Source organism: Polynucleobacter tropicus, from assembly GCF_013307225.1.
In the GTDB taxonomy this organism is placed as follows: domain Bacteria; phylum Pseudomonadota; class Gammaproteobacteria; order Burkholderiales; family Burkholderiaceae; genus Polynucleobacter; species Polynucleobacter tropicus.
Genome location: NZ_CP028942.1, coordinates 1,464,396 through 1,487,829, shown reverse-complemented (window position 1 = coordinate 1,487,829; position 23,434 = coordinate 1,464,396). Strand labels below are relative to the sequence as shown.

The 23,434-nt window shown below is 45.9% G+C and carries 18 protein-coding genes; 13 read left to right on the top strand and 5 right to left on the bottom strand.

Annotated elements, in window-relative coordinates:
- Positions 1-8: 8 nt before the first annotated feature.
- The 3 genes from prmB to dapD are packed head-to-tail and all read right to left on the bottom strand — an operon-like array spanning position 9 to position 2,954.
- Positions 9-905, bottom strand: coding sequence for a 50S ribosomal protein L3 N(5)-glutamine methyltransferase (gene prmB, locus DCO17_RS07665; protein WP_173956156.1), 897 nt, complete (start codon positions 903-905; stop codon positions 9-11).
- A 39-nt stretch (positions 906-944) separates the two neighbouring features.
- Complete coding sequence (dapE, locus tag DCO17_RS07660) at positions 945-2,096, bottom strand: succinyl-diaminopimelate desuccinylase (protein ID WP_173956155.1); 1,152 nt, start codon at positions 2,094-2,096, stop codon at positions 945-947.
- Positions 2,097-2,126: 30 nt separating this feature from the next.
- Entirely contained in the window at positions 2,127-2,954 is an 828-nt protein-coding gene (gene dapD / locus DCO17_RS07655) for a 2,3,4,5-tetrahydropyridine-2,6-dicarboxylate N-succinyltransferase (RefSeq protein ID WP_173956154.1), read from the bottom strand.
- 174 nt (positions 2,955-3,128) lie between these two features.
- Here dapD and smc point away from each other — a divergent pair, with 174 nt between their 5' ends.
- The 4 genes from smc (at position 3,129) to DCO17_RS07635 (ending at position 10,311) form a co-directional block, all read left to right on the top strand.
- Positions 3,129-6,650, top strand: a complete 3,522-nt coding sequence (gene smc, locus DCO17_RS07650; RefSeq protein ID WP_173956153.1) for a chromosome segregation protein SMC — start codon at positions 3,129-3,131, stop codon at positions 6,648-6,650.
- An 18-nt stretch (positions 6,651-6,668) separates the two neighbouring features.
- Positions 6,669-7,727, top strand: a complete 1,059-nt coding sequence (locus tag DCO17_RS07645) for a cell division protein ZipA C-terminal FtsZ-binding domain-containing protein (protein ID WP_173956152.1) — start codon at positions 6,669-6,671, stop codon at positions 7,725-7,727.
- Positions 7,728-7,735: 8 nt separating this feature from the next.
- Entirely contained in the window at positions 7,736-9,751 is a 2,016-nt protein-coding gene (ligA, locus tag DCO17_RS07640; RefSeq protein WP_173956151.1) for an NAD-dependent DNA ligase LigA, read from the top strand.
- 65 nt (positions 9,752-9,816) lie between these two features.
- Entirely contained in the window at positions 9,817-10,311 is a 495-nt protein-coding gene (locus DCO17_RS07635) for an NUDIX hydrolase (protein WP_173956749.1), read from the top strand.
- On the opposite strand, the gene DCO17_RS07630 is transcribed toward DCO17_RS07635, so the two are convergent.
- Together DCO17_RS07630 and map are read right to left on the bottom strand one after the other, a co-directional pair.
- Positions 10,300-12,897: a [protein-PII] uridylyltransferase gene (locus tag DCO17_RS07630; RefSeq protein WP_173956150.1), complete on the bottom strand. Its 2,598-nt coding sequence runs from the start codon at positions 12,895-12,897 to the stop codon at positions 10,300-10,302. The two genes, DCO17_RS07635 and DCO17_RS07630, sit on opposite strands and share 12 nt — an antisense overlap.
- 4 nt (positions 12,898-12,901) lie before the next feature.
- Positions 12,902-13,738 carry a type I methionyl aminopeptidase gene (map, locus tag DCO17_RS07625; protein WP_173956149.1) on the bottom strand — a complete coding sequence of 279 codons (837 nt, stop codon included), beginning with the start codon at positions 13,736-13,738 and terminating at the stop codon, positions 12,902-12,904.
- Between the two features lie 268 nt (positions 13,739-14,006).
- Here map and rpsB point away from each other — a divergent pair, with 268 nt between their 5' ends.
- The 9 genes from rpsB (at position 14,007) to bamA (ending at position 23,429) form a co-directional block, all read left to right on the top strand.
- Positions 14,007-14,756, top strand: coding sequence for a 30S ribosomal protein S2 (rpsB, locus tag DCO17_RS07620; protein ID WP_173956148.1), 750 nt, complete (start codon positions 14,007-14,009; stop codon positions 14,754-14,756).
- The gene (gene tsf / locus DCO17_RS07615; protein ID WP_173956147.1) at positions 14,756-15,640 is read left to right on the top strand and encodes a translation elongation factor Ts; all 885 of its coding nucleotides are present in this window, start codon (positions 14,756-14,758) and stop codon (positions 15,638-15,640) included. The genes rpsB and tsf overlap by 1 nt, the downstream gene beginning before the upstream one ends.
- 177 nt (positions 15,641-15,817) lie before the next feature.
- Positions 15,818-16,528, top strand: a complete 711-nt coding sequence (gene pyrH, locus DCO17_RS07610) for a UMP kinase (RefSeq protein ID WP_173956146.1) — start codon at positions 15,818-15,820, stop codon at positions 16,526-16,528.
- An 11-nt stretch (positions 16,529-16,539) separates the two neighbouring features.
- Entirely contained in the window at positions 16,540-17,100 is a 561-nt protein-coding gene (gene frr / locus DCO17_RS07605) for a ribosome recycling factor (protein WP_173956145.1), read from the top strand.
- 21 nt (positions 17,101-17,121) lie between these two features.
- Positions 17,122-17,895: an undecaprenyl pyrophosphate synthase gene (uppS, locus tag DCO17_RS07600; RefSeq protein ID WP_173956144.1), complete on the top strand. Its 774-nt coding sequence runs from the start codon at positions 17,122-17,124 to the stop codon at positions 17,893-17,895.
- Between the two features lie 18 nt (positions 17,896-17,913).
- Entirely contained in the window at positions 17,914-18,741 is an 828-nt protein-coding gene (locus DCO17_RS07595; RefSeq protein WP_173956143.1) for a phosphatidate cytidylyltransferase, read from the top strand.
- Positions 18,741-19,931, top strand: coding sequence for a 1-deoxy-D-xylulose-5-phosphate reductoisomerase (gene ispC / locus DCO17_RS07590; protein WP_173956142.1), 1,191 nt, complete (start codon positions 18,741-18,743; stop codon positions 19,929-19,931). Before DCO17_RS07595 ends, ispC begins: the two co-directional genes overlap by 1 nt.
- A 25-nt stretch (positions 19,932-19,956) precedes the next feature.
- Positions 19,957-21,084 (top strand): M50 family metallopeptidase, encoded by a 1,128-nt coding sequence (locus DCO17_RS07585; protein ID WP_173956141.1) that lies wholly within the window; start codon positions 19,957-19,959, stop codon positions 21,082-21,084.
- Between the two features lie 29 nt (positions 21,085-21,113).
- Positions 21,114-23,429: an outer membrane protein assembly factor BamA gene (bamA, locus tag DCO17_RS07580; RefSeq protein ID WP_173956140.1), complete on the top strand. Its 2,316-nt coding sequence runs from the start codon at positions 21,114-21,116 to the stop codon at positions 23,427-23,429.
- Positions 23,430-23,434 lie beyond the last annotated feature (5 nt).

Sequence of the window (23,434 nt, the reverse complement as noted above, 5' to 3'; positions counted from 1 at the left end):
AAACTGAGTTAGCGCAGATCTTCAGCTTGAATGAGTAGCACTTGTTCTTCTCCGGCTGAAACTTCCATCCAAATAGCAGGTATTTGGGGAAATGCTTTTTTGAAGTTCTCATACTCATTGCCGATTTCAAGCAGAATCGCACCACGCTCAGAGAGGTAGTCGGGCGCGTTGGCAATAATTCTTCTGATGAGATCCATCCCATCATCACCGCCAGCGAGCGCTAATGCAGGCTCAGCTTGGTATTCAGCTGGCAAGGCATTCATGGAGTCTGCATTTACGTAAGGTGGATTGCAAATAATCAAGTCGAATAGATTGTCTTCATTTGGTTCTGGCAAGGCTTCCCATAGATCACCCTCTAATAGTTCAACTTGAGAGTTAAGTCCATGGCGATCGACGTTGCGAGCTGCGACTGATAGTGCTGGCAAACTAATGTCACATGCGCTGACGTGAATATCTGGGCACGAAAGCGCCAGTAAGACCGCCAGTGACCCATTGCCGGTACAAAGATCCAAAACTTTTCCATCAGCTGGAAGCCAGGGTTCTAGTGAGCCATCAACGATGAGCTCTGCAATCCAAGAACGCGGAACAATACTTTGTTCGCTGCAGAAAAATGGAACACCCATCAACCAAGCTTCACCAAGAATATAGGCGAGTGGCTTACGAGAGGTGATGCGTTCATCAGTAACAGCTAATGCTTGTTGATGCTGCTCACTGGTGAGTATTTGATCTAAATGATCAAGTGCATCAGCAGGACTCAGCCCTAATTGCTTACTAACAATCCAAAGGGCTTCACTTTGCGCATCAATGGCACCATGCCCGTAATGCAAGTTTGCGGCTTCTAATTTATGGGTAATGAGCTCAATCGATTGATTGACTGAAAGGGCTTGTGAAGGCTCAGGGTCCATGATGGATAAAGGTGTTATTAAAGAAGCGAAATTGCAAACTTAAGCAATGAGCTGCTCAAGTGTTTTGCGATAGATATTTTTAAGAGGCTCAACATCATCGACGTTTACGCACTCATCAATTTTGTGGCTAGTGGCATTTAGGGGGCCAAATTCCACAACTTCTTTGCAGATTTTGGCAATAAAGCGACCGTCGCTGGTGCCGCCGGTTGTAGAGAGCTCAGTATCCACTTGGGTTTCAGATTTAATTGCCTTGCGCAATGCACCTGCTAAGTCACCATCGCCGGTAATAAACGGACTGCCACCAAGAACCCATTCAATCTCGAAATCTAGGTCGGCATCATGCAAGATTTTTTCTAGACGCTCACGCAATCGCTCGGGCTTACTCTCTGTGGAGAAGCGGAAATTAAAGTCAACCACTAGTTCACCAGGAATAACATTGTTTGCTCCGGTGCCAGCATGCACATTAGAGATCTGAAAGCTAGTTGGCTGGAAATATTCATTCCCCTTATCCCACTCGGTTTCAACTAAAGTGGTAATTGCTGGTGTTGATAAATGAATTGGATTTTTACCAAGGTGGGGATAAGCAATATGAGCTTGAACACCCTTTATTTTTAATTTGCCAGATAGTGATCCACGGCGGCCATTTTTAATCATGTCGCCCAATTGATCTACTGAAGTAGGTTCGCCGATCACGCAGTAATCTAGACGCTGACCATGTTTTTGGAGGCGTTCACACATGATCACTGTGCCATCGTTGGCGGGACCCTCTTCATCGCTGGTAATCAGAAAGGCAATCGAACCTTGGTGATCTGGATGGGAAATAACAAACTCTTCAGCGGCAACAACAAAGCCAGCGAGAGAAGTTTTCATATCAGCAGCGCCGCGGCCGTATAGCTTGCCATCACGAATACTTGGCGTGAATGGATCGCTAGTCCATTTTTCTAGTGGACCAGTTGGGACAACGTCGGTGTGGCCAGCAAACATGAGTACCTTGCCTTGATCGCCAGCTTTACCCTTTTTAATTGCCCATAAGTTTGTTACCTGAAAATTATCAGGACCACTAACAACGCTTTCAGTATGAAAGCCAATGGCTTGCAAGCGTTTAGCAATTAAATCTTGGCAACCGCCATCTGCTGGAGTGACGGAACGACATGCAATGAGAGCTTCAGTTAACTCAAGGGCGGCGCTCATAAGTAATTGTCGAAAGTTGAGAAAGTTAAATTAGTCGCGAAGCAATTCGTTGATGGCTGTTTTTGCTCGGGTTTGCGCATCTACTTTTTTCACAATCACGGCTGCATAGAGGCTGTACTTGCCACATGCGGAAGGAAGCGAGCCAGGAACTACTACCGAGCCTGCTGGAACGCGACCGTAGTGAACTTCACCAGTCTCGCGATCGTAAATCTTGGTGCTTTGTCCAATGTAGACGCCCATGGAGAGAACAGCGTTCTCTTCAATCACTACGCCTTCCACTACTTCAGAGCGAGCGCCAATAAAGCAGTTATCTTCAATAATTACTGGGCCAGCTTGAATTGGCTCCAGGACACCACCGATTCCTACGCCGCCAGAAAGGTGAACATTTTTGCCAATTTGGGCGCAAGAGCCAACGGTTGCCCATGTATCAACCATGGTACCCTCGCCAACATAAGCGCCAATATTGACATAGGAGGGCATCAATACTGCATTTTTGCCAATAAAGGATCCACGACGAGCAACGGCTGGCGGAACTACGCGGAAACCGCCTGCAGCAAAGTCAGCGGCTGTATAGCCCTCAAACTTGCTTGGAACCTTGTCATAGAACTGGGTGTAACCCCCGGCGCTCATTGGAGTATTGTCTTCTAGGCGGAAAGAAAGCAGCACAGCCTTCTTAACCCATTGATTTACCTCCCACTTACCCACATCACGGCGCTCGGCAACTCGAATACTGCCATTATTTAGGCCTTCCAAGACCGCATTTACGGCGCTACGGACATCTCCAGGAACACTGTTTGGTGAGAGGTTTGCGCGGTTTTCCCAGGCTTGTTCAATGATGTTTTGTGGTGATTGGCTCATGCTTTTTGGTTAACTATCAGATTGTTAAGGGATTTTGTCCCTGAAGGTAGATTTATCATTATATCGATGGGGCAAAAACCCGTCTAAGTAGCCCTAAGCTTGCTATCATCTTCCCACTTTAGATGTAATTTTTAGTCCTTTATTTAGAACCCCTTTTTCCCTGCAAAGTACGCCGTGCAACTGAAATCCATCAAACTTTCCGGCTTTAAGTCTTTCGTTGACCCAACCCATTTTGAAATGCCTGGCCAATTAATTGGTGTTGTAGGGCCAAACGGTTGTGGAAAGTCCAACATTATTGATGCTGTTCGCTGGGTTTTGGGTGAATCCCGCGCCAGTGAATTGCGTGGCGAGTCCATGCAGGACGTTATTTTTAATGGCTCTGGTTTACGTAAACCATCAGGTCGCGCCAGCGTTGAGTTGATTTTTGATAATTCTGAGGGTCGTGCGCAAGGTCAGTGGAGCGCATTTACTGAATTGGCTATTAAGCGTGTATTAACGCGTGACGGGAATTCTAGTTATTACGTGAATAATCAAGTGGTACGCCGTAAAGACATTCAAGATATTTTCTTGGGTACTGGTATGGGTCCAAGAGGTTACGCGATTATTGGTCAGGGAACAATCAATCGCATTTTGGAAGCGAAACCAGAGGAGTTGCGTGTATTCCTTGAGGAAGCAGCTGGCGTTTCTAAATATAAGGAGCGCCGCAAAGAAACTGCAGCTCGCCTTGAAGATACTGTAGAAAATTTAACGCGTGTTGAAGATATTCTGCGCGAGCTCGATCAACAACTGACTCGTCTAGAAAAGCAAGCAACGGTCGCAGAGCGTCACGCTGAGCTTTCTGCGCAAATGAAATCACAGCAACAGCTCTTGTGGTTTGTCCGCCAGACTGAGGCTGGTAAAGAGCAAGAGCGCCATGCCAACGGCATTCGCGATACTCAGGTCAACCTAGAAGAGCAAACCGCCAAACTACGCCACTCCGAGGCTGAACTTGAGACAATGCGCACTCAACAATATGCATTGCAAGACAAGGTGTCCGAAGCGCAAGGCGAGTTGTATCAAACCAATGCTGATGTAAGTCAGGTTGAGTCACAAATACATTACGTTCAAGAAGCGCGCCAACGCTTGCAGCAACAAACTCAAGATCTACAAGCGCAGTTACAGCGTTGGACTGTTCAAGAGACTGATGCCGCACAGGCACAACGCACAACTGAACATGAGCTCACATTGGCGAGCGAAAAAGAGCAAATATTATTAACAGAATTAAACGGTTTGCAAGACCAGATGCCAGGTCGCGATGAGGCTTACCAAAGTGCTTCCCGCGATTTGAATAATGCACGCGAAGCTTTGGCAACAATCGAGCAACGTCTCGCGAGTTTAGGTGAGCGCATTCGCTCGATGTCTGCGCAGGCTGATGAGCTTAAAGGGCGTGAGACGCGTTTAACCAGCGAACTCGATGGGATGCGTCGTCCTGATGCTGAAGCGTTGCAAATGGCGATTGATCGTCATGCGATGGCGCAACGTAAGGTTGAAGAAGCAAGAGCACGCGCTGGTGAAACCCAGCAACGTGTTCCAGCGGCTGATGAAGCTCGTAATGCCGCTCAGCAAAAAATACAAACTGCTAATCAGGACCTGGCCCAAACAGAAGCTAGGTTAACTGCGTTAACAGCTTTGCAAGCAAGCGTTCAAGCGCAGGGTAAGATTGGTCCATGGCTAGAAAGTAAGGGGCTTAAAGAAAGTAAGCGTCTCTGGCAAGAGTTAAAAGTGGAGAGTGGTTGGGAAGCTGCTCTTGAGTCTGTATTGCGTGAGCGTTTAGCTGCGGTTACCGCAAAAAGTGTTCAAGAAACATTGGCATTGGCGAATGATGCGCCTCCAAGCCGTTTGGCAATTTTGCTTACAGAAGAAATTAGTCCTGCGCATACATCTGCTCCAGCGGATTTCACGCCTTTACTCAGTCGTGTTCAAAGCGCTGGCGCTGCTAGATTGACTTCGGTATTGCAAGAGTGGTTAGACAATATTTATATTGCTTCTAGCCTCGAAGATGCTTTACATCGTCGTGAAAAGCTTCCAGCTGGCGGCGCATTTGTTACCCAGCAGGGCCATTTAGTTAGTCGTGTTGGTGTTCAGCTTTATGCAGCTGACTCTGAGCAAGCTGGTATGTTGGCCCGTGCTCAAGAAATGGAAAGCCTTGAGAAGCAGTTGCGCGCCCAAAAATTAATGCAAAGTGAATTGCAGGGTGAGCTTGAGCAGTGTGTAGCGAACTATCAGGCTGCTCATCAGGCTGCTGAGCAAGCGCGCATTAATGCTGAGCAATCTGTGCAAGAGGCCCATGGCTTTGAAGTGGAAAGAATGCAGTTGACTCAAGCTGAAGAGCAATACAGTCAACGCGCTACTCAAATTCAGAATGAGATGAGTGAGCTACGTCAGCAAATGGAGCAGTTGAGCTTGACACATGAGCAAGCAACTACAGAGCAAACTCAATCAGAGGATTCTAGACAAGGACATCAAGAGGCGTTGGCTCAAGCTCAGCAAAAATTGGAGCTCACTACGCAAGAACGCGATCAATTGCGGGAGTCATTGCGTGTTGCCGAGATGGCCGCTCAAGAAGCAGCATTTGCTACTCGCTCATTACAACAACGTATTGCTGATTTGCAGCGTGACCAAAGTACTGCGCGCACTCAGATCATGGAGATTCAGGATAAGCATGATCTAGCTACCCAAGAGCTTGAGTCGCTGAATGATGAGGAGGCGCAAGAGAAGTTACAGGGTCTGCTATTGGCTCGTAGCGCTCGCGAAGCTGCTCTGGCAAACGCGCGTACGGAGCAGGATGCTCTGTTGCACCAATTGCGCGAGGTTGATGAAGTCCGTATGCAAATTGAACGTAGTTTGCAACCAATGCGTGATAAGGTCGTAGATCTGCAGTTGCGTGAACAAGCTGCTCGTTTGAACTATGAACAGTTTGCGACATTGCTGGCAGATGCAGAGGCCGACCTCAGCGCATTAGAGGCAAACTTTAGTCCTGATCTGAAGATTGGCGCGCTACAAAGCGAAGTGAATCGTCTCAATACTGAAATTCAGTCTTTGGGCCCAGTCAATATGGCTGCGCTGGATGAGCTCGCAAGCTCACGTGAGCGTAAGCAGTTCTTGGATGCTCAATCTGCTGACTTGAATGAAGCAATGCAAACCTTGACAGATGCGATTGCCAAGATCGATGCTGAGACTCGCGATTTATTACAGGGTACCTTTAATCAAGTTAATACACACTTTGGAAAACTCTTTCCAGAATTATTCGGTGGTGGACACGCTGAATTAGTTATGACTGGTGAAGAGATTTTGGACTCTGGCGTTCAGGTTATGGCGCAGCCCCCAGGCAAGAAAAATAGCAGCATTCATTTGCTCTCTGGTGGTGAAAAGGCCTTGACTGCGATTGCCTTGGTTTTCTCATTGTTCTTATTGAACCCAGCCCCATTCTGCTTGCTCGATGAGGTGGATGCGCCACTGGATGATGCGAACACCTTGCGTTACGCGCAGATGGTTGCCAAAATGTCTGAAAAAACCCAGTTTGTATTCATCTCGCATAACAAGATCACCATGGAAATTGCCCATCAATTGATTGGTGTGACGATGCAGGAGCAGGGTGTATCTCGCATTGTTGCAGTGGATATCTCTTCAGCCGTTTCAATGGTGGAGGCTGCTTAAGTGTTTATAGAACAAATCATGACGATGTTAGGCTTGTCTGATTTGCAGTTTGCATTGATCGTTATCGGCTTGCTGATATTAATATTGGTGGCCGTTCTTAATTGGAAATACTCTCGCGCTCGTCATGAAGTTAATGATCGGGGTGAAAATGCATTTGATGAGCAGGCTACTCGCAAACCTTCTGTGGCAAGAGGTTTTGCTGACCCAGATATTGTGGATCGTGTTGAGCCTAGTTTTACTAGTGCGCCTCATTTAGCTATTTCTAAATTACAAAAATTTGCAATTGATCCCCGCATTGACTGTGTCATTACGCTTCGTTTCGATGAGGCAATTTCTGGAGCGGAAGTTCTCGATGAGATAAATTCATGGGCAGATTTGCGTTCTAGTACGTCTCCGCGATGGAGTTATGAAGGTCTCAATGTCGATCAAGGCACATTGGTAAGATGGGAAGATCTTAGAGCAGAGGCTTTTTATTCTGACGTGCAATTAGCGATTCAATTAGCTAGTCGACGAGGTCCAATTAGCGTCCTTGAGTTATCAGACTTTTGTTCTCGAGTCCAGGCCTTAGCAAATACCTTGGGGGCTCAAATTGATATGCCAAGTGTCAGCGCGATGCTCGAAAGTGCGAAAGAATTAGACGCAATGGCAGCCGAGAGCGATATTCAACTGAGTATTAATGTTTTATTTGATGAGCCCTATCCTTGGGGAAATTTCGACGCCCTTATGAGAAGGCGTGGTTTCAAATTGGCTCGCAATGGACGTAGTTATGAGTTTTTTAGTAATGACACTTTAATCTTTAATAGTGCTGATCTAGATCCAAATGTACCTGTCACACAATTAACTCTATTACTTGAAATTCCTTCTGTTGCTCAAGATCAACGGGCGTTTGAAAGAATGTTAGGCGAAGGTGTCGAAATTGCTCAAGTGGCGCACGGTCGCTTGGTGGATGATAGTGGTATTAATCTCAGTGAGGCTGCTGTGATTAGTATCCGTCAGCACCTTGATATGCTCTATTCCAACCTGGAGAGGTCTGGCATCGCAGCAGGCTCCTCGGTAGCTGGTCGACTATTTAGCTAGGAACCCCCTTGTCGTCTAATAGTCCGACAAACTTAGCGGAGCGTTACTCATTTCTACAAATGGAATTGGCTCGCTTAGAGCATGCCTACTATGTTCTTGATAATCCATTATTGCCAGATATCGAATATGACAAGCTCTATCGCGAGTTATTAGAAATTGAAGCAGCTCATCCTGAATGGGTCACCCCTGAATCCTTATCTCAGCGTGTTGGGGGTGTTGCATTAAAAGAGTTTGACTCGGTAACGCATGAAGTACCAATGCTATCTCTCAATAATGCATTTGAAGAAGCAGAATTAGTTGCATTTGATCGTCGCTGTCGTGAGGGTTTGCATACTGATCACGTTGCTTATGCTGGCGAGCTAAAATTTGATGGCCTTGCAATTTCTTTGCGTTATGAGAATGGCTCTTTGGTACGTGCCGCCACTCGTGGGGATGGTGCTAGCGGTGAGGATGTCACTGCCAATATCAAAACGATTCGTGCTATTCCATTGAGATTAGCTGGCAAAGACATTCCTAAAGTCTTAGAGATTCGTGGTGAGGTCTTTATGTACCTCAAAGATTTTCAAAAAATGAATCAACAGGCTGCTGCTTTGGGGGAAAAAGAATTTGCAAATCCTCGTAATGCAGCTGCAGGTAGTTTGCGCCAGTTGGATTCCAAGATCACGGCTAAACGTCCACTTTCTTTCTTTGCATATGGCCTAGGTGCACTTGAGCCCCAATCATGGCTTCCCAAGACGCATGAAGAATTACTAAATAAATATGTTGAATTGGGATTGCCTGTTTGCTCTGAGCGCAAAGTATTGCACTCCGTTCAGGAGATCCTAGATTTCTACAATGCCATTGGGGCTAAGCGGGATGCATTGCCATATGACATTGACGGCGTTGTCTATAAGGTGAATTCATTTGCCGAGCAAGCCAAGTTGGGCTATGTCTCCAGAGCCCCTCGATTTGCATTAGCACATAAATATCCTGCCCAAGAGGCTCTCACAACGGTTTTGGGAATAGATGTTCAAGTGGGGCGCACAGGCGCGATTACTCCAGTAGCACGCCTAGCTCCCGTTGAAGTAGGTGGCGTCACCGTGACTAATGCCACGCTTCACAATGAAGATGAGGTTAGACGTAAGGATGTTCGGATTGGCGATACGGTTTCTGTAAGACGGGCGGGCGATGTAATTCCTGAAGTGGTATCGGTTATTAAAGACCGTCGCCCTAGTGATACCAAAGAGTTTCAAATGCCAACCCGCTGTCCAGTATGTGATTCTCATATTGAGCGTTTGGCGGATGAAGCTGTTGCGCGTTGTAGCGGCGGCTTATTTTGCGGCGCTCAGCGCAAACAAGCTCTGATTCACTTTGCCCACAGAAGGGCTATGGATATCGAAGGCTTGGGCGAAAAGATTGTAGATCAATTGGTTGATCAAAATTTGGTGAGAACGCCAGCAGATCTCTATCGTTTGGGTTTTACCGCTTTAGCAAATCTTGAGCGCATGGGTGAAAAGTCTGCCGACAATCTCATACAGGCAATTAATCAGTCTCGAAATACAACTCTAGCGAGATTTATCTTCGCCTTGGGTATTCGTCATGTTGGTGAAACTACAGCTAAAGATTTGGCGAATCATTTCCAATCAATGCATGCATTAATGGATGCGAATATGGAAGAGTTGCTCAGCGTTAAAGACGTTGGCCCTGTAGTCGCTGACTCCATTCTGAGCTTCATGGAAGAGGCCCACAATCGTGAAGTAATTGAGCAGCTTTTGGCTTCAGGCATGCAGCTTGCGGTAGAAGAAAAAGTGATCAGCGCCGCTGTGGCTGGAAAGACCTTTGTTCTAACGGGTACATTCCCCACCATGACTCGTGATGAAGCAAAAGATCTGCTTGAGAAAGCGGGCGCAAAAGTTGCTGGATCAGTGTCAAAGAAAACAGATTATGTAGTTGCAGGCGCGGATGCTGGAAGCAAACTCACTAAAGCAGAAGAATTAGGCGTGCCCGTCATTGATGAGGCGGGCATGCTGGAATTGCTGAAGTAAGAACTTTCTTACGCTGTTTTAAGGTAGTGGCATTGTTAAATTCAATCTATGCTTAGCTCATGAGAATGAATCTTCTAGAAAAAATTACCCCATTGGTTCGTCAATCTAATTATGCAGAGCAAGCAAGCGTAATTCTCGCTTCTTCATCGCCTTGTTCACGATTGACCAATGAAGGGCATATTACCGCCAGTGGATTGGTGATTCAGGGCGATAGAGTGTTGCTGATACTTCACCCCTATATTAAGAAGTGGTTTCAACCAGGCGGTCATATTGATGAAGGGGAGTCGCCTATTGAGGCTGCAATTCGTGAGGTTTACGAAGAGACTGGCTTAGTTTGTATAAGTGCCATTGAGAATCCCGAACCGATTGATATTGATGTTCATGAGATCCCAGCCAATCCAAATAAAAATGAAGGCGCTCATCTGCACATTGATCTCCTTTATCAATTAAAAGTACTGCGTGAAGAAGTGCCTCTGGAGAATATTACTTTGGGTTGGTTCTCTTTCGATCAGATTGAGAGCCTACGTATTCAGAGGGCGATTAGTCGTTTAAGTGCTTAAAGCCTCTAGCAACTCTGTTTCTAACTGAATCTGCAGCTTTGGATTTTTTCCGAGGTTGGCAGCATCCAATAGCAATACGTCCTCAACACGCTCACCAAGGGTATTAATTCTGGCAGAGTGAATAGAAACCTGGTGCTTTGCTAAGACTCTAGAAATTGTGTAAAGCAAGCCTGTGCGGTCGCTAGCAGATAGCGCAAGGGTGTAATAGCGTCCACGATCATCTGGCATCATATGAACGCGCGGTTGAATTGGAAAGATGCGCGATTGTCTAGATAGACGTCCCATGCTGGGGTTTGGCAAAGGATCCGCTTTAGAGAGTGCAGCAGTCAGCTCGAATTCAACTAGCTGAATGAGATCTCGATAGCTACCACCTTCATCCACAAGATTACTTCCTGAGATTTGGAAGCTATCAAGGGCGTAGCCATGATGCGTTGTATGAATGCGTGCATCCCAAATAGAAAAGCCATGTCTTTCAAAGTAAGCGCAAATCCGAGCAAATAGATCCTCTTGGTCTTTTACATAGATCGCTACTTGCAAACCTTCGCCAACGGGAGAAAGTCTTGCTCTGACGATCGGTTGATCTGTATTGACTTTGTTATATAGGTGGCGTGTTAGCCACGCGATATCAGATGAATCTTGTCTTAGAAAGAATGCAACATCCAATTGTTTCCAAAGATCCTCATAGGAGGCATCACTAATTCCATAAAGCCGAAGTTTGGCTCGGGATTCTTCTTGGTGCAGCGCCAGCTCTGATGAAGCATCAGGTTTTGCACCACCCAATACTCTCAAGGTGGCGCGATACAGATCTTCAAGTAGTTTTCCTTTCCAAGCATTCCATACTTTAGGGCTTGTTCCACGGACATCGGCTACGGTCAAGAGATATAGAGCAGTGAGGTGTCGTTCATCACCCATCTTCTTGGCAAATGCTTTCACAACATCGGGATCGGTAATGTCTTGTTTTTGAGCAACCTGACTCATATTGAGGTGCTCTGCAACTAACCACACTAAAAGCTCAGTATCTTTTTTGTCTAGGCCATGCTCTTTTGCGAATTTGCGCATGTCCGCTTTGCCAAGTTGCGAATGATCACCACCGCGACCTTTTGCAATATCGTGAAAGAGCGCTGCAATGACGAGTAGCCAAGGTTTCTCGAAACGAGCAATTAAGCTACTGCAAAATGGAAATTCATGGGTGTACTCCAGCACCATGAAACGACGCACATTACGTAGCACCATCAAGATATGCTGATCAACGGTATATACATGAAATAAGTCATGCTGCATCTGACCAACAATCTTTCTGAAAGCAGGCAAGTATCTTCCGAGCACGCTGCTGCGATTCATGAGGTGGAAAGCTCGACTGACACCCTCGGGTTGCTTCAGGATTTCAATAAACAGGGCTCGATTGATGGGGTTAGCTCGCCATTTGCTGTCCATCTTTGTGCGAGCGTTATAGAGTGCTCTAAAAATATTGGCAGAAAGACTCTTTACGCTGGAGGTCTGCGCAAACACTAAGAAGGTTCGCAGAATTTGTTCTGGATGTTTTTGAAAGAGTTGTGGGTCCGTGATATCTAGAACGCCTTGACGCTCAATGAAGAACTCATTTCCTTCGCCGGGGATAGGGTGGGTAGTTTTTGATTCTTGCGGAAATAGAAGCGCTTCAATGTTTTGCAGTAGTACATCATTTAATTGGGTTACAGCTTTGGCAGCCCAGTAATAGCGACGCATAATGGCTTCGCTTGCGCGGCGCGAAGACTCTTCTTCAATGCCCATGGCGTGAGCGAGAGGGGATTGCAGATCAAATGCAATGACATCTTGCCTACGTCCTGCTATGAGATGCAGATTGGCGCGCAAGGTTTCCAATAGTCGTTGATTGCGATTGAGTTCCGTGAGCTCTCGATTGGTGATCAAGCCAGCTTCATGCAAATCTTTGAAGGTGTTCCCAAGTAGGGCTGCTTTACTAACCCATGAGATCACTTGCAGATCGCGTAGACCACCAGGACTCTCTTTGCAGTTTGGCTCTAGTGAATAAGGTGTGTCTTGATATTTATAGTGACGTTGGATTTGTTCGGCTAATTTCGCTTGGAAAAATGAGCGTGGATCCATTGCGCCTTCATAGGCTTTGGCAAACTCTTTAAATAAAGATCTTTGCCCACAGAGATAGCGTGCCTCGAGTAAAGAGGTTCGAACCGTGATGTCTTGCTCTGATTCAGAGATGCATTCCGCAACGGTTCTTACTGAAGAACCAATTTCCAGGCCAGTATCCCAGCAGCTAGCAACAAATCGCTCAACTTGTTTTGAGAGCGTTCTAGCCTTTTCTTCGTCAGCCGGCAGCAAAATCAGAATATCTATATCTGAGTATGGAAATAATGCGCCTCTGCCATAGCCACCAACAGCAACTAGCGTCGCTTCATTGTTTAAATCGCAAGCACTCCATAGTTGAGCGAGTAGTTGATCGGTAAGTTTGCTGAGTTGTTTAGTAAGCTTACCTACAGCCTGAGTTTTCTTGAATTCGGTGTATGCAACTTCACGAGCAGATCGAAGGCTTGCTGCATCCGTGATTTTGTTTGTCGTTACCGACGAATTCATATGATTAGGCGCTAGCAGTGGATGGTCTAAATGAAAGACCTTTTACACAATCAGGAGGAGGGTTGCTTCCATCTGACCAGGTGAGTACTTCAACACCAGTATTGGTTACTAGAAGCGTGTGCTCCCATTGCGCTGACAAGCTACGATCTTTTGTTTTAACAGTCCATTGATCGGGCATAGTGCGAATATCACGTTTACCTGCGTTGATCATTGGCTCAATGGTGAAAGTCATGCCTGCTTGCAATTTTTCACCAGTGCCAGGTTTGCCGTAATGAAGAATTTGTGGGTCTTGATGAAACACTTTGCCAATACCATGCCCGCAGTATTCGCGTACTACTGAGTAACCTGCTTTTTCTGCATGCGTCTGAATTACGTGACCGATGTCGCCTAGTGATGCGCCTGGTTTGACTTGAGCGATGCCAAGCCACATGCATTCAAAAGTAATTTGTGTGAGACGTTTTGCCATGACTGAAACTTCGCCGACCATAAACATACGGCTCGTATCTCCGAAGTAACCATCGGGAGTAATCACGGTGATATCTAAATTAACAACATCACCATTTTTTAAAACTTTGTCACCGGGGATGCCGTGACAAATCACATCATTTACTGAGGTGCAGATCGATGCCGGAAAAGGAGGGTAGCCAGGCGGCTGATAGTTCAATGGAGCAGGAATGGTTTTTTGGACATCACGCATATATTCATGGCAAATCCGATCCAATTCGCCTGTGGTGACACCCGCTTTTACATGGGGGGCTACATGATCGAGAACTTCGCTGGCTAGTCGGCCGGCTTCACGCATCCCCTGGATGTCATTTTCTGCGGTAAATACACTATTCATGCCTTGATTATCAACGACTTGAGAGGATTTTTCTGGTCAAAAATGCTTAAAAATTAGGCAAGATTCACTTTTTTAGGGCATTTGAGGCAGTAAACGCTCCCATCAGTTCTAGATGGGGGTGGGCTCAACCTAGCTAGATCATTGATATTTAAGCTATAATTTTTTGCTCAGGTCTGTTTTGGACTTGAAATCGCGAGTTGAGCCTTCCAGGGTGGCGTTGTTTAGCGCAGCTAGGACTCAACTTTAGAACCAACCCTTAGGAGAAGTTATGTCAGTAACAATGCGTCAAATGCTGGAAGCTGGTTGCCATTTTGGTCACCAAACACGTTTCTGGTCCCCAAAGATGGCCCCTTTCATTTTCGGCCATCGCAACAAAATCCACATCATCAACTTGGAAAAAACATTGCCAATGTTTCAGGACGCCCTGAAATTTGCAAAACAAGTTGCTGCTAATCGTGGCACGATTTTATTTGTAGGTACAAAACGTCAATCACGCGAAATCATTGCTGAAGAAGCAACTCGCGCTGGTATGCCTTATATCGATAGCCGTTGGTTGGGTGGCACACTCACTAACTTCAAAACTGTTAAGGGTTCCCTCAAGCGTTTGAAGGACATGGAAGTTGCTAAAGAAGCTGGCGACTGGGAAAAGCTTTCTAAGAAAGAGGCTTTAACAAACGATCGCGAACTCGACAAATTGCAAAAAGCACTTGGCGGTATCAAAGATTTGAATGGCGTTCCTGATGCGATTTTCGTTGTGGACGTTGGTTATCACAAGATTGCTATTACAGAAGCTAACAAACTTGGTATTCCAGTAATCGCTGTTGTTGATACTAACCACTCACCAGAGGGTGTTGATTACGTTATTCCTGGTAACGACGATTCAAGCAAGGCAGTAACTCTTTATGCGCGTGGCATTGCTGATGCAATTTTGGAAGGCCGTGCAAATGCAGTTCAAGAAGTATTGACTGCAGTTAAAGAAGGCGAAGAAGAGTTTGTTGAAGAAGGGAAAGCTGAATAATGGCCGCTATTACCGCTGCAATGGTTGGCGAACTCCGCGCCAAAACCGATGCTCCAATGATGGAGTGTAAAAAGGCATTGACTGAGGCTGATGGTGATATGGCCCGCGCAGAAGAAATTCTGCGTGTAAAGCTTGGTAGCAAAGCAGGTAAGGCAGCTTCTCGCGTTACTGCTGAAGGTATCGTTGCATCTTCAATCAATGGCACAACGGGTGCTTTGTTGGAAGTGAACTGCGAAACCGATTTCGTATCTAAGAATGATGATTTCTTAGCTTTCGCAAATGATTGCGTGAAGTTGGTGGCGGAAAAGAATCCTGCTGACGTAGCCGCTTTATTGGCGCTGCCTTTGAACGGCTCTACTGTTGACGAAGTACGTAGCGCTTTGATCGGTAAGATTGGTGAGAACATCATGCCGCGTCGCTTCAAGCGTTTTGCTGGTGGCAACAAGTTAGTTTCTTATCTCCACGGTACTCGTATTGGTGTAATGGTTGAGTTTGATGGCGATGAAGTTGCTGCAAAAGATGTGGCAATGCACGTTGCTGCCATGAAGCCGGTTGCTTTGTCTACTGCAGATGTGCCAGCTGAGTCCATCGCAATTGAGCGTAGCGTAGCTGTTCAAAAGGCTGCTGAATCTGGCAAACCACCAGAGATCGTTGAGAAGATGGTTGAAGGTTCTATTCAGAAGTACCTCAAAGAGGTGTCTCTCTTGAACCAAACTTTCGTTAAAAACGATAAGCAAACTGTTGAGCAAATGCTCAAAGCCGCCAATACCAGCGTGAAGGGATTCACGATGTTTGTTGTGGGTGAAGGCATTGAGAAGCGTCAAGACGACTTTGCTGCTGAAGTGGCTGCCCAAGTAGCTGCCGCCTCTAAAGCGACTGCTTAATTAGCCCTTTTCGGGCTTGTCCCGATCGGCCTAGCCTCATGGGCACAGAAACCTTGGTTTCTGTGCCCTTTTCTTTGGCTACCTCTAAGCCATTTATAATTCAGGGCAGGTATCAAAAGTGCTTAAAGATCAATAAGCTAAGTATGAAAATTACTTGGCAAATTACGGAAAATATATATGCCAGGCTACAAACGCGTCCTCCTAAAATTATCTGGTGAAGCCCTGATGGGGGATGATGCTTTCGGCATTAATCCGGTCACCATCGATGCCATGGTTTCTGAAATTGCTCAAGTAGTAAATAGCGGGGTTGAGCTTGCGATTGTGATCGGCGGAGGAAATATTTTCCGCGGGGTTGCGGGTGGGGCAGCTGGCATGGATCGAGCAACTGCTGATTACATGGGTATGTTAGCAACCATGATGAACTCACTTGCTTTGCAAGATGCATTGCGTCAAAAGGGCGTTGAGGCTCGTGTTCAATCTGCACTAAGAATGGATCAAGTGGTTGAGCCGTATATTCGTCCTCGCGCAATTCGGGCAATGAGCGAGGGTAAGGTTGTTATTTTTGCCGCAGGTACTGGAAACCCATTCTTTACCACTGATACAGCAGCAGCCTTGCGCGGCGCTGAAATGGGCGTAGAGGTCATGTTGAAGGCAACCAAGGTAGATGGTATCTACAGCGCTGATCCGGTGAAGGATCCTACGGCAACTCTCTACAAAACCATTACCTTCGATGAAGCATTAATTAAAAACTTACAAGTTATGGATGCCACTGCTTTTGCATTGTGTCGTGACAGAAAATTACCAATCAAAGTATTTTCGATACTCAAGCCGGGCGCGTTAATGCGCGTAGTACAGGGTGAGCCTGAAGGTACTTTGGTGCACGTTTAATAGGAGGCCAGATGTCTGCAGTAGAAATTAAAACCAATACCGATCAAAAGATGCAAAAGTCACTTGAATCTTTGAAGACCAGTCTTGCAAAGATTCGTTCAGGGCGTGCCAATCCTGGAATTTTGGAACATATCCAAGTTGAGTATTACGGTAACCCCACTCCATTGAGTCAGGTTGCGAGTTTAGGTTTGGCTGATGCCCGCACGATCAACGTTCAGCCTTTTGAAAAGACAATGGTTGCTGTTGTAGAAAAAGCCATTCGTGATTCCGACTTGGGTCTGAATCCAGCTTCACAAGGAACTGTAATCCGTGTGCCAATGCCAGCATTAACAGAAGAGCGCCGTCGTGAGCTTACTAAAGTCGTGAAGAGCGAAGGTGAAGATGCAAAAATCGCTGTGCGTAATTTGCGCCGTGATGCAAATGAGCATTTAAAGCGCCTGACTAAAGATAAAGAAATTTCTGAAGATGAAGAGCGTCGCGCCACTGATGAAATCCAGAAGATGACCGATAAAGCTGTTGTTGAAATAGACAAAATCATCTCTGAAAAAGAAAAAGAGATCATGACGGTTTAACCGTAGTGAGTTTTACTCTTTATGACTCAGCACCTTAGTTCAACCCAGGCAATACCAGAAGTTAGCTCCATTCCTCGCCATGTGGCGATCATTATGGACGGCAATGGGCGTTGGGCTAGTAAGCGCATGATGCCCAGGGTTGCTGGGCACTCTGAAGGCTTAGGCGCTGTTCGAAAGATTGTTCAAGAATGTCGCCGTATTGGCGTTGAGTATTTGACCGTATTTGCATTTAGTTCAGAGAACTGGCGTCGCCCACCAGAAGAGGTGGGCTTTTTAATGAAGTTATTTCTGAAATCCCTCAAGGGTGAAGTATCACGCCTCGCTGAAAACGATATCTGTCTGCGACTGATTGGGGATTTAAGTCGTTTTGATAATGCAATTCAGGAGATGGTTGAATTTTCTGAAGCAAAGACGGCGGGTTGTAAAGCGCTGACATTTACGATTGCTGCAAATTACGGCGGGCGTTGGGATATCTTGCAGGCAATGCAGCGCTGTGTTGCAGCGAATCCCCACTTAAAACCTGAAGATATTAGCGAAGAGCTATTGCAGTCACATCTCTCTATGGCTTATGCGCCTGAGCCTGATTTATTTATTCGTACGGGTGGTGAGCAACGCGTTAGTAACTTTTTGCTTTGGCAATTGGCCTATACAGAGTTGTATTTCACAGATGTACTTTGGCCAGATTTCGACGAAACCGAATTACACAAGGCGATCAACTGGTTTAGTCAGCGTGAGCGTCGCTTTGGGCGAACTAGTGCTCAACTTGCATCGCAAGTAATGAGCGATGCCGTCTAATTTCAGAGTCCACTTTTCATGTTGAAGACCCGAATTATTACTGCCTTTGTTCTATTGGCGGTCTTATTACCAATTCTATTTTTCCTGCCTCCTGTATTTATCGGCGCCTTTTTTCTTGTGGCGGTGTTGGCAGGCGCCTGGGAGTGGAGTCGCTTATTAAATCCTGATGCACCTCGTGCAGCTTGGCTTTATGCCACATTTTGTTTGGTAATCATTTTTGTTTTGCTGGCCTTGCAAAATGTGGCCTGGCAATTTTCTTTGCTTTTGCTAGCAGTCATCTTTTGGTTTTTTATTGCCCCATTCATTTTGGCAAAAGGGATGAATATATCTTTGCAAAAATTACGTCCTTTTTATGTTGTGCTTGGTCTAATACTGTTACCAGCAACTTGGTTTGCAATTGTTTTCTTGCGAGAGTTAGGCTTAGTCTTTCTGCTTTCCGCAATGGCCTTAGTTTGGGTGGCGGACATCGGCGCTTATTTTGTTGGTAAAGCTTTTGGCAAGCGTAAGCTTGCTGTGCAAATTAGCCCGGGTAAGTCGGTTGAAGGTGCGGTGGGTGGTCTTGTACTTTGTTATGCGTACGCTCTAGCGTGCGTATTCTTCTTGCCATTTGAGTCCACTATATTTGGCGCTTGGGCTATTCGTTTTGGATGGGTGCCGATGCTATTGATGGTGACTTTATTAACGGCATTTAGTATTTTTGGCGATCTTTTTGAATCCCAGTTAAAGCGCTTGGCAGGTGTCAAAGATAGTAGTCAGTTATTACCAGGCCATGGCGGTGTGCTTGATCGTGTGGATGCATTAATTCCAACAATGCCCATTGCGGCTATCCTTGCGGGTCTCGTGTGATGGCAAGGTACATTGCCATTCTGGGCTCTACTGGATCGATTGGCGTTAATACATTAGATGTTATTCGCGCTCATCCAGATCGCTTCAAGGTGGTTGCGCTTACTGCGGGTAAGCAGATCGATCGGTTGGCAGAGCAGTGCATGGAGTTTAAGCCTGCGATTGCAGTGGTATCTGAGGCTGATGATGCTAAGCGTCTCGAAACGCTATTGCGCCAAAAGAATATCTCGACCCAGGTGATGTATGGCCCAGCATCGCTGGTGACGGCTGTGACTGATTCCGGCTGCGATACGGTAATGGCGGCAATTGTGGGGGCGGCAGGCTTAGTCCCTGCGCTGGCAGCTGCTAAAGCAGGCAAAAGAGTTTTGTTGGCCAATAAAGAAGCCTTGGTCATGTCTGGTAATTTATTTATGCAGGCTATTAGCGCTGGTGGCGGCGAATTATTGCCGATTGATAGTGAACATAATGCGATTTTTCAATGCTTGCCAAATAATTTCACTCAAGATTCCTCATTGCAAAATGCTTATTTAGGCGTTGAAGAATTGTGGCTAACGGCATCTGGCGGCCCATTCCGAAATACTCCGCTAGATCAGCTTGCTAGCATTACTCCAGAACAGGCATGCGCTCATCCAAACTGGGTGATGGGTAAAAAAATCTCGGTGGATTCGGCAACCATGATGAACAAGGGGTTAGAGGTGATTGAGGCCTTTTGGTTGTTTGGTCTTCCGCTGGAAAAAATAAAAGTACTGATACATCCGCAAAGCGTTGTGCATTCGATGGTTCGCTATCGTGATGGCTCTGTGTTGGCGCAGTTGGGTCAACCGGATATGCGTACCCCTATTGCTTATGGATTGGCATGGCCAGACAGAATCGCTGCGGGAGTTGCGCCACTGAGTTTGACTCAGTTAACTAACCTCAGTTTTTCAGAGCCCGATTTATCACGTTTTCCATGTTTATCATTGGCGTTTGCCGCAGCGAGGTCTGGCGGTACAGCGCCCACTGTATTAAATGCTGCGAATGAAATTGCTGTTGCTGCGTTTTTGGACGAAGGTCTACCGTATTTGCAAATACCTGTGGTTGTTGAGAAAGTGTTAAACGCAATTACAGAAAGCAACGCCGATTCTCTGGACGCTATTTTGCAGGTTGATGCACAAGCCAGAGCCGAAGCGCGGGATTTGATTCGAGCTCTGTAGGGTGGATGTTTAAGGTAATGATTTCATGCAAGCGTTAATTACTCTTGGAGCATTTTTATTGACCTTAGGGGTCTTGGTCAGTTTCCATGAGTTTGGCCATTTCTTAGCAGCACGAGCATGCGGCGTTCGAGTATTGCGGTTCGCTATTGGCTTTGGAAAACCGTTGTTTACATATCGAGCACCCAATCAAACCGAGTGGGTATTGGCTTCCATTCCTTTGGGTGGCTACGTGAAGCTCTTGGATGGTCGCGATCGGAATCAAGTTATTTGCCAAAATGATCGAAAGGATGCCTTTGATCACAAACCACTTTGGCAACGTTCTTTAATTGTGGCAGCCGGACCATTTGCCAACTTCTTTTTAGCAATCCTTCTTTTTTCTGTGATTTATATTTCTGGCGCACCTCAATTGCCAGCGGTTTTGCAAACCCCGCCAGAAAATTCAATCGCTTCTCAGTTGGGCATTGCTCAAGGTGATCGAGTGCTAAGTTGGCAAAAATTAAGTTCCGGTGGGCCGCCTATCGCCGGAGAATTTGAGGCTGTACGGAGTTGGAATTCCTTGCGCTGGAATTTGATGGATGCCTTAACTGGCAATACTGGATTTGCTTTGGAGATTGAAGATTCCGAGGGCGGTCACCTCATAAAGTCGTTTAAGGCTGAGGGTCTTCCAAGAATGAGGCCGGATGGAGATCCGATGAAAGAGCTTGGTCTCTTGCCGATAGCTACCCCCTTAAATCAGTGGAAAGAGCTGAAATTGAGGCCCTTGGATGCTTCAGTGGTTGCCGCCCAAAGGGTTTGGTTGATTACCAAGGTCTCAGCAAGGTTGATGCTGGGGATGTTGACTGGCCAGGCTTCTCTAAAGCAGCTTGGGGGGCCTTTAAGCATTGCCGATATGGCTGGAAAGTCCGTCCAGGTTGGCTGGCAAGCCTTTTTAGCATTTTTGGCACTAATTAGTATCAGCATTGGGATGCTCAATCTCCTTCCTTTTCCCATGCTAGATGGGGGTCAGCTCCTGTATGATGCATGGGAGTTAGTTGCTGGAAAGCGGGTTTCGGTTTCGGTGCAAGAGCAGCTCCAAAAAGTGGGCTTTTTATTGCTGATTTCCCTTTCGCTTTTGGCATTGTTTAACGATTTACAACGCTATTTTTTGCCTTGAATTTTCTGAACCTATCCTCCTTCGGCCTTATGCGATTTTTAGCAAGACTCATTCTGCTTTTATCTATTGGATTGAGTTTGCATGTTCATGCAGCAGATTCTTTCGTTGTTAAAGATATCCGAGTAGAGGGTTTGCAGCGGGTAGAGCCTGGAACCGTATTCAGTTATTTGTCTGTGCAGGTTGGCGACACATTTACAGAAGAAAAGGGTGCTGAAGCAATTAAAGCTCTTTACAGCACAGGATTCTTTAGGGATGTGCAAATTCAAGCGCAGGGTGATGTCCTTATTGTGATTGTTGATGAGCGTCCCACCATCTCGCGGATGGAGTTTACGGGTATGAAAGAATTTCAGCCCGAAAGCATTCGAAAATCGTTGCAAGTTGTTGGCGTTGCTGAAGCTCGTTTTTATGATAAAGCCTTAATAGACAAGGCTGAGCAAGAATTGAAGCGTGCCTACGTTGGAAAAGGTATGTTTGCTGCCGAGGTAGTGGCTACAGTAACTCCGGTTGAGCGTAATCAAGTGGCCGTCTATTTCAATGTTGATGAAGGCCCTGTTGCCAAAATTGAAGAAATTAACTTTATTGGTAATGCAGCTTTTAGTGAGGGCACTCTTAGAAGTGAGATGCAGCTTAAAACTGGCGGTTGGCTGTCTTGGTATAGCAAAGATAATTTGTATTCGAAGCAAAAATTGATGGCAGATCTGGAGGCTATCCGCTCATACTATTTGAATCGTGGTTACTTGGAATTTACTTATGAAGCCACTCAAGTTTCGATTACTCCTGATAAGAAGGCAATTTACTTAACCATTAGTATCAATGAGGGTAAAAAATTTACCGTCAGAGATGTTCGTTTGGCTGGCGAGTTATTAGGTAAAGAATCTGAGCTTAAGGAATTAATCGTATTGAAGTCTGGCGACACCTATTCATCTGCTCTATTAACGCAGAGTACAAAAGCGATTGCTGATGTTCTAGGTGCCTATGGGTATGCATTTGCCACTATCAATCCACAGCCAGATATTCGTCGCGACCTATCCGAGGTCGATGTCACTTTAGTGATTGATCCAGGTCGTCGTGTATATGTGCGAAAGGTTGAGATCTCGGGAAATGCGAAGACGCGTGACATGGTGATTCGCCGCGAAATGCGTCAGTTCGAGAGCTCTTGGTTTGATAGTGAAAAAATTGATTTATCTAAAAAACGACTTGGCCGTCTAGGGTACTTCACTGAAACAGACATTACAACTGAAGATGTGCCTGGTTCCCCGGATCAGGTGGACGTCAATGTGAAAGTAACTGAAAAACCTACCGGGGCAGTGACGGTTGGCGCTGGATTCTCTTCTACTGAAAAATTAATATTATCTGCCGGCGTCAATCAGGATAATGCTTTTGGTACTGGAACTTCAGTTGGTCTTAATGCCTCATTGGGAAAAATAAATCAAAACTTAACCCTCTCTAATTACGATCCCTATTTTACTGAAGAGGGAATTAGTCGCTATACCGATTTGTACTATCGATCATCAAAGCCTTTGTATTACGTCGGCGATCCTGATTACCAAATTAAATCCGTTGGTACAAACATTAAATTTGGAGTGCCATACACTGAAGTTGACCGAGTATTTTTCGGATCGGGTGTTGAGGCTTTCCAAATTCAGACTACGGAAAATACTCCGCAGCCTTATCTAAATTATGCAATGAGCTATGGAATTGCATCTCCTGGATACCCTGGTACCTTGACAACCTATAACGTCCCCTTAACAGTTGGGTGGGCGCGCGATGGTCGTGATAGCGCGCTAATTCCGTCGGATGGTTCTTTGCAGCAATTGTCAGCAGAAGCTGGAACGCCTGTTGGGAATATGACCTTTTATCGTTTATTTGGTCAGTATCAGAAATATCACTCTTTCTCTAAGGGAAACATCCTCTCATTTAACGGAGAGGTTGGTTATGGTCAGGCTTATGGAAATAACCCTTATCCAATCACTAAAAACTACTATGTGGGTGGTATCGGGTCTGTGCGAGGATACTCGCCTGGGTCCCTTGGGCCACAGTACTACAACACGATTATCGGAGCTTGGCAGCCTACTGGTGGTCAGTCAAAAATCGTAACTAATTTAGAGTACACGGTTCCAGTTCCTGGGTCTGGGGTCGATAAAACCTTGCGAGTTTTTGGTTTTGCGGATGGCGGTAATGCTTTTGGGCAAAATATTAATTTGGTTCTTAGATACTCTTATGGTTTGGGTTTATCATGGATATCACCGCTTGGGCCTCTAAAGTTTAGCTATGGTATTCCGTACAAGGCTCAGCCTACGGATAATATTCAACGTTTGCAGTTCCAGGTTGGTACGGCGTTTTAAATGTT

Bases quoted from the DNA above. Each gene is read 5' to 3' on its own strand.
- prmB (WP_173956156.1), bottom strand. From the start codon at position 905: ATGGACCCTGAGCCTTCACAAGCCCTTTCAGTCAATCAATCGATTGAG.
- frr (WP_173956145.1), top strand. From the start codon at position 16,540: ATGTCTGCAGTAGAAATTAAAACCAATACCGATCAAAAGATGCAAAAG.
- dapD (WP_173956154.1), bottom strand. From the start codon at position 2,954: ATGAGCCAATCACCACAAAACATCATTGAACAAGCCTGGGAAAACCGC.
- ispC (WP_173956142.1), top strand. From the start codon at position 18,741: ATGGCAAGGTACATTGCCATTCTGGGCTCTACTGGATCGATTGGCGTT.
- pyrH (WP_173956146.1), top strand. From the start codon at position 15,818: ATGCCAGGCTACAAACGCGTCCTCCTAAAATTATCTGGTGAAGCCCTG.
- rpsB (WP_173956148.1), top strand. From the start codon at position 14,007: ATGTCAGTAACAATGCGTCAAATGCTGGAAGCTGGTTGCCATTTTGGT.
- DCO17_RS07630 (WP_173956150.1), bottom strand. From the start codon at position 12,897: ATGAATTCGTCGGTAACGACAAACAAAATCACGGATGCAGCAAGCCTT.
- DCO17_RS07585 (WP_173956141.1), top strand. From the start codon at position 19,957: ATGCAAGCGTTAATTACTCTTGGAGCATTTTTATTGACCTTAGGGGTC.
- bamA (WP_173956140.1), top strand. From the start codon at position 21,114: ATGCGATTTTTAGCAAGACTCATTCTGCTTTTATCTATTGGATTGAGT.
- dapE (WP_173956155.1), bottom strand. From the start codon at position 2,096: ATGAGCGCCGCCCTTGAGTTAACTGAAGCTCTCATTGCATGTCGTTCC.
- DCO17_RS07635 (WP_173956749.1), top strand. From the start codon at position 9,817: ATGAATCTTCTAGAAAAAATTACCCCATTGGTTCGTCAATCTAATTAT.
- uppS (WP_173956144.1), top strand. From the start codon at position 17,122: ATGACTCAGCACCTTAGTTCAACCCAGGCAATACCAGAAGTTAGCTCC.
- tsf (WP_173956147.1), top strand. From the start codon at position 14,756: ATGGCCGCTATTACCGCTGCAATGGTTGGCGAACTCCGCGCCAAAACC.
- DCO17_RS07645 (WP_173956152.1), top strand. From the start codon at position 6,669: ATGACGATGTTAGGCTTGTCTGATTTGCAGTTTGCATTGATCGTTATC.
- map (WP_173956149.1), bottom strand. From the start codon at position 13,738: ATGAATAGTGTATTTACCGCAGAAAATGACATCCAGGGGATGCGTGAA.
- DCO17_RS07595 (WP_173956143.1), top strand. From the start codon at position 17,914: ATGTTGAAGACCCGAATTATTACTGCCTTTGTTCTATTGGCGGTCTTA.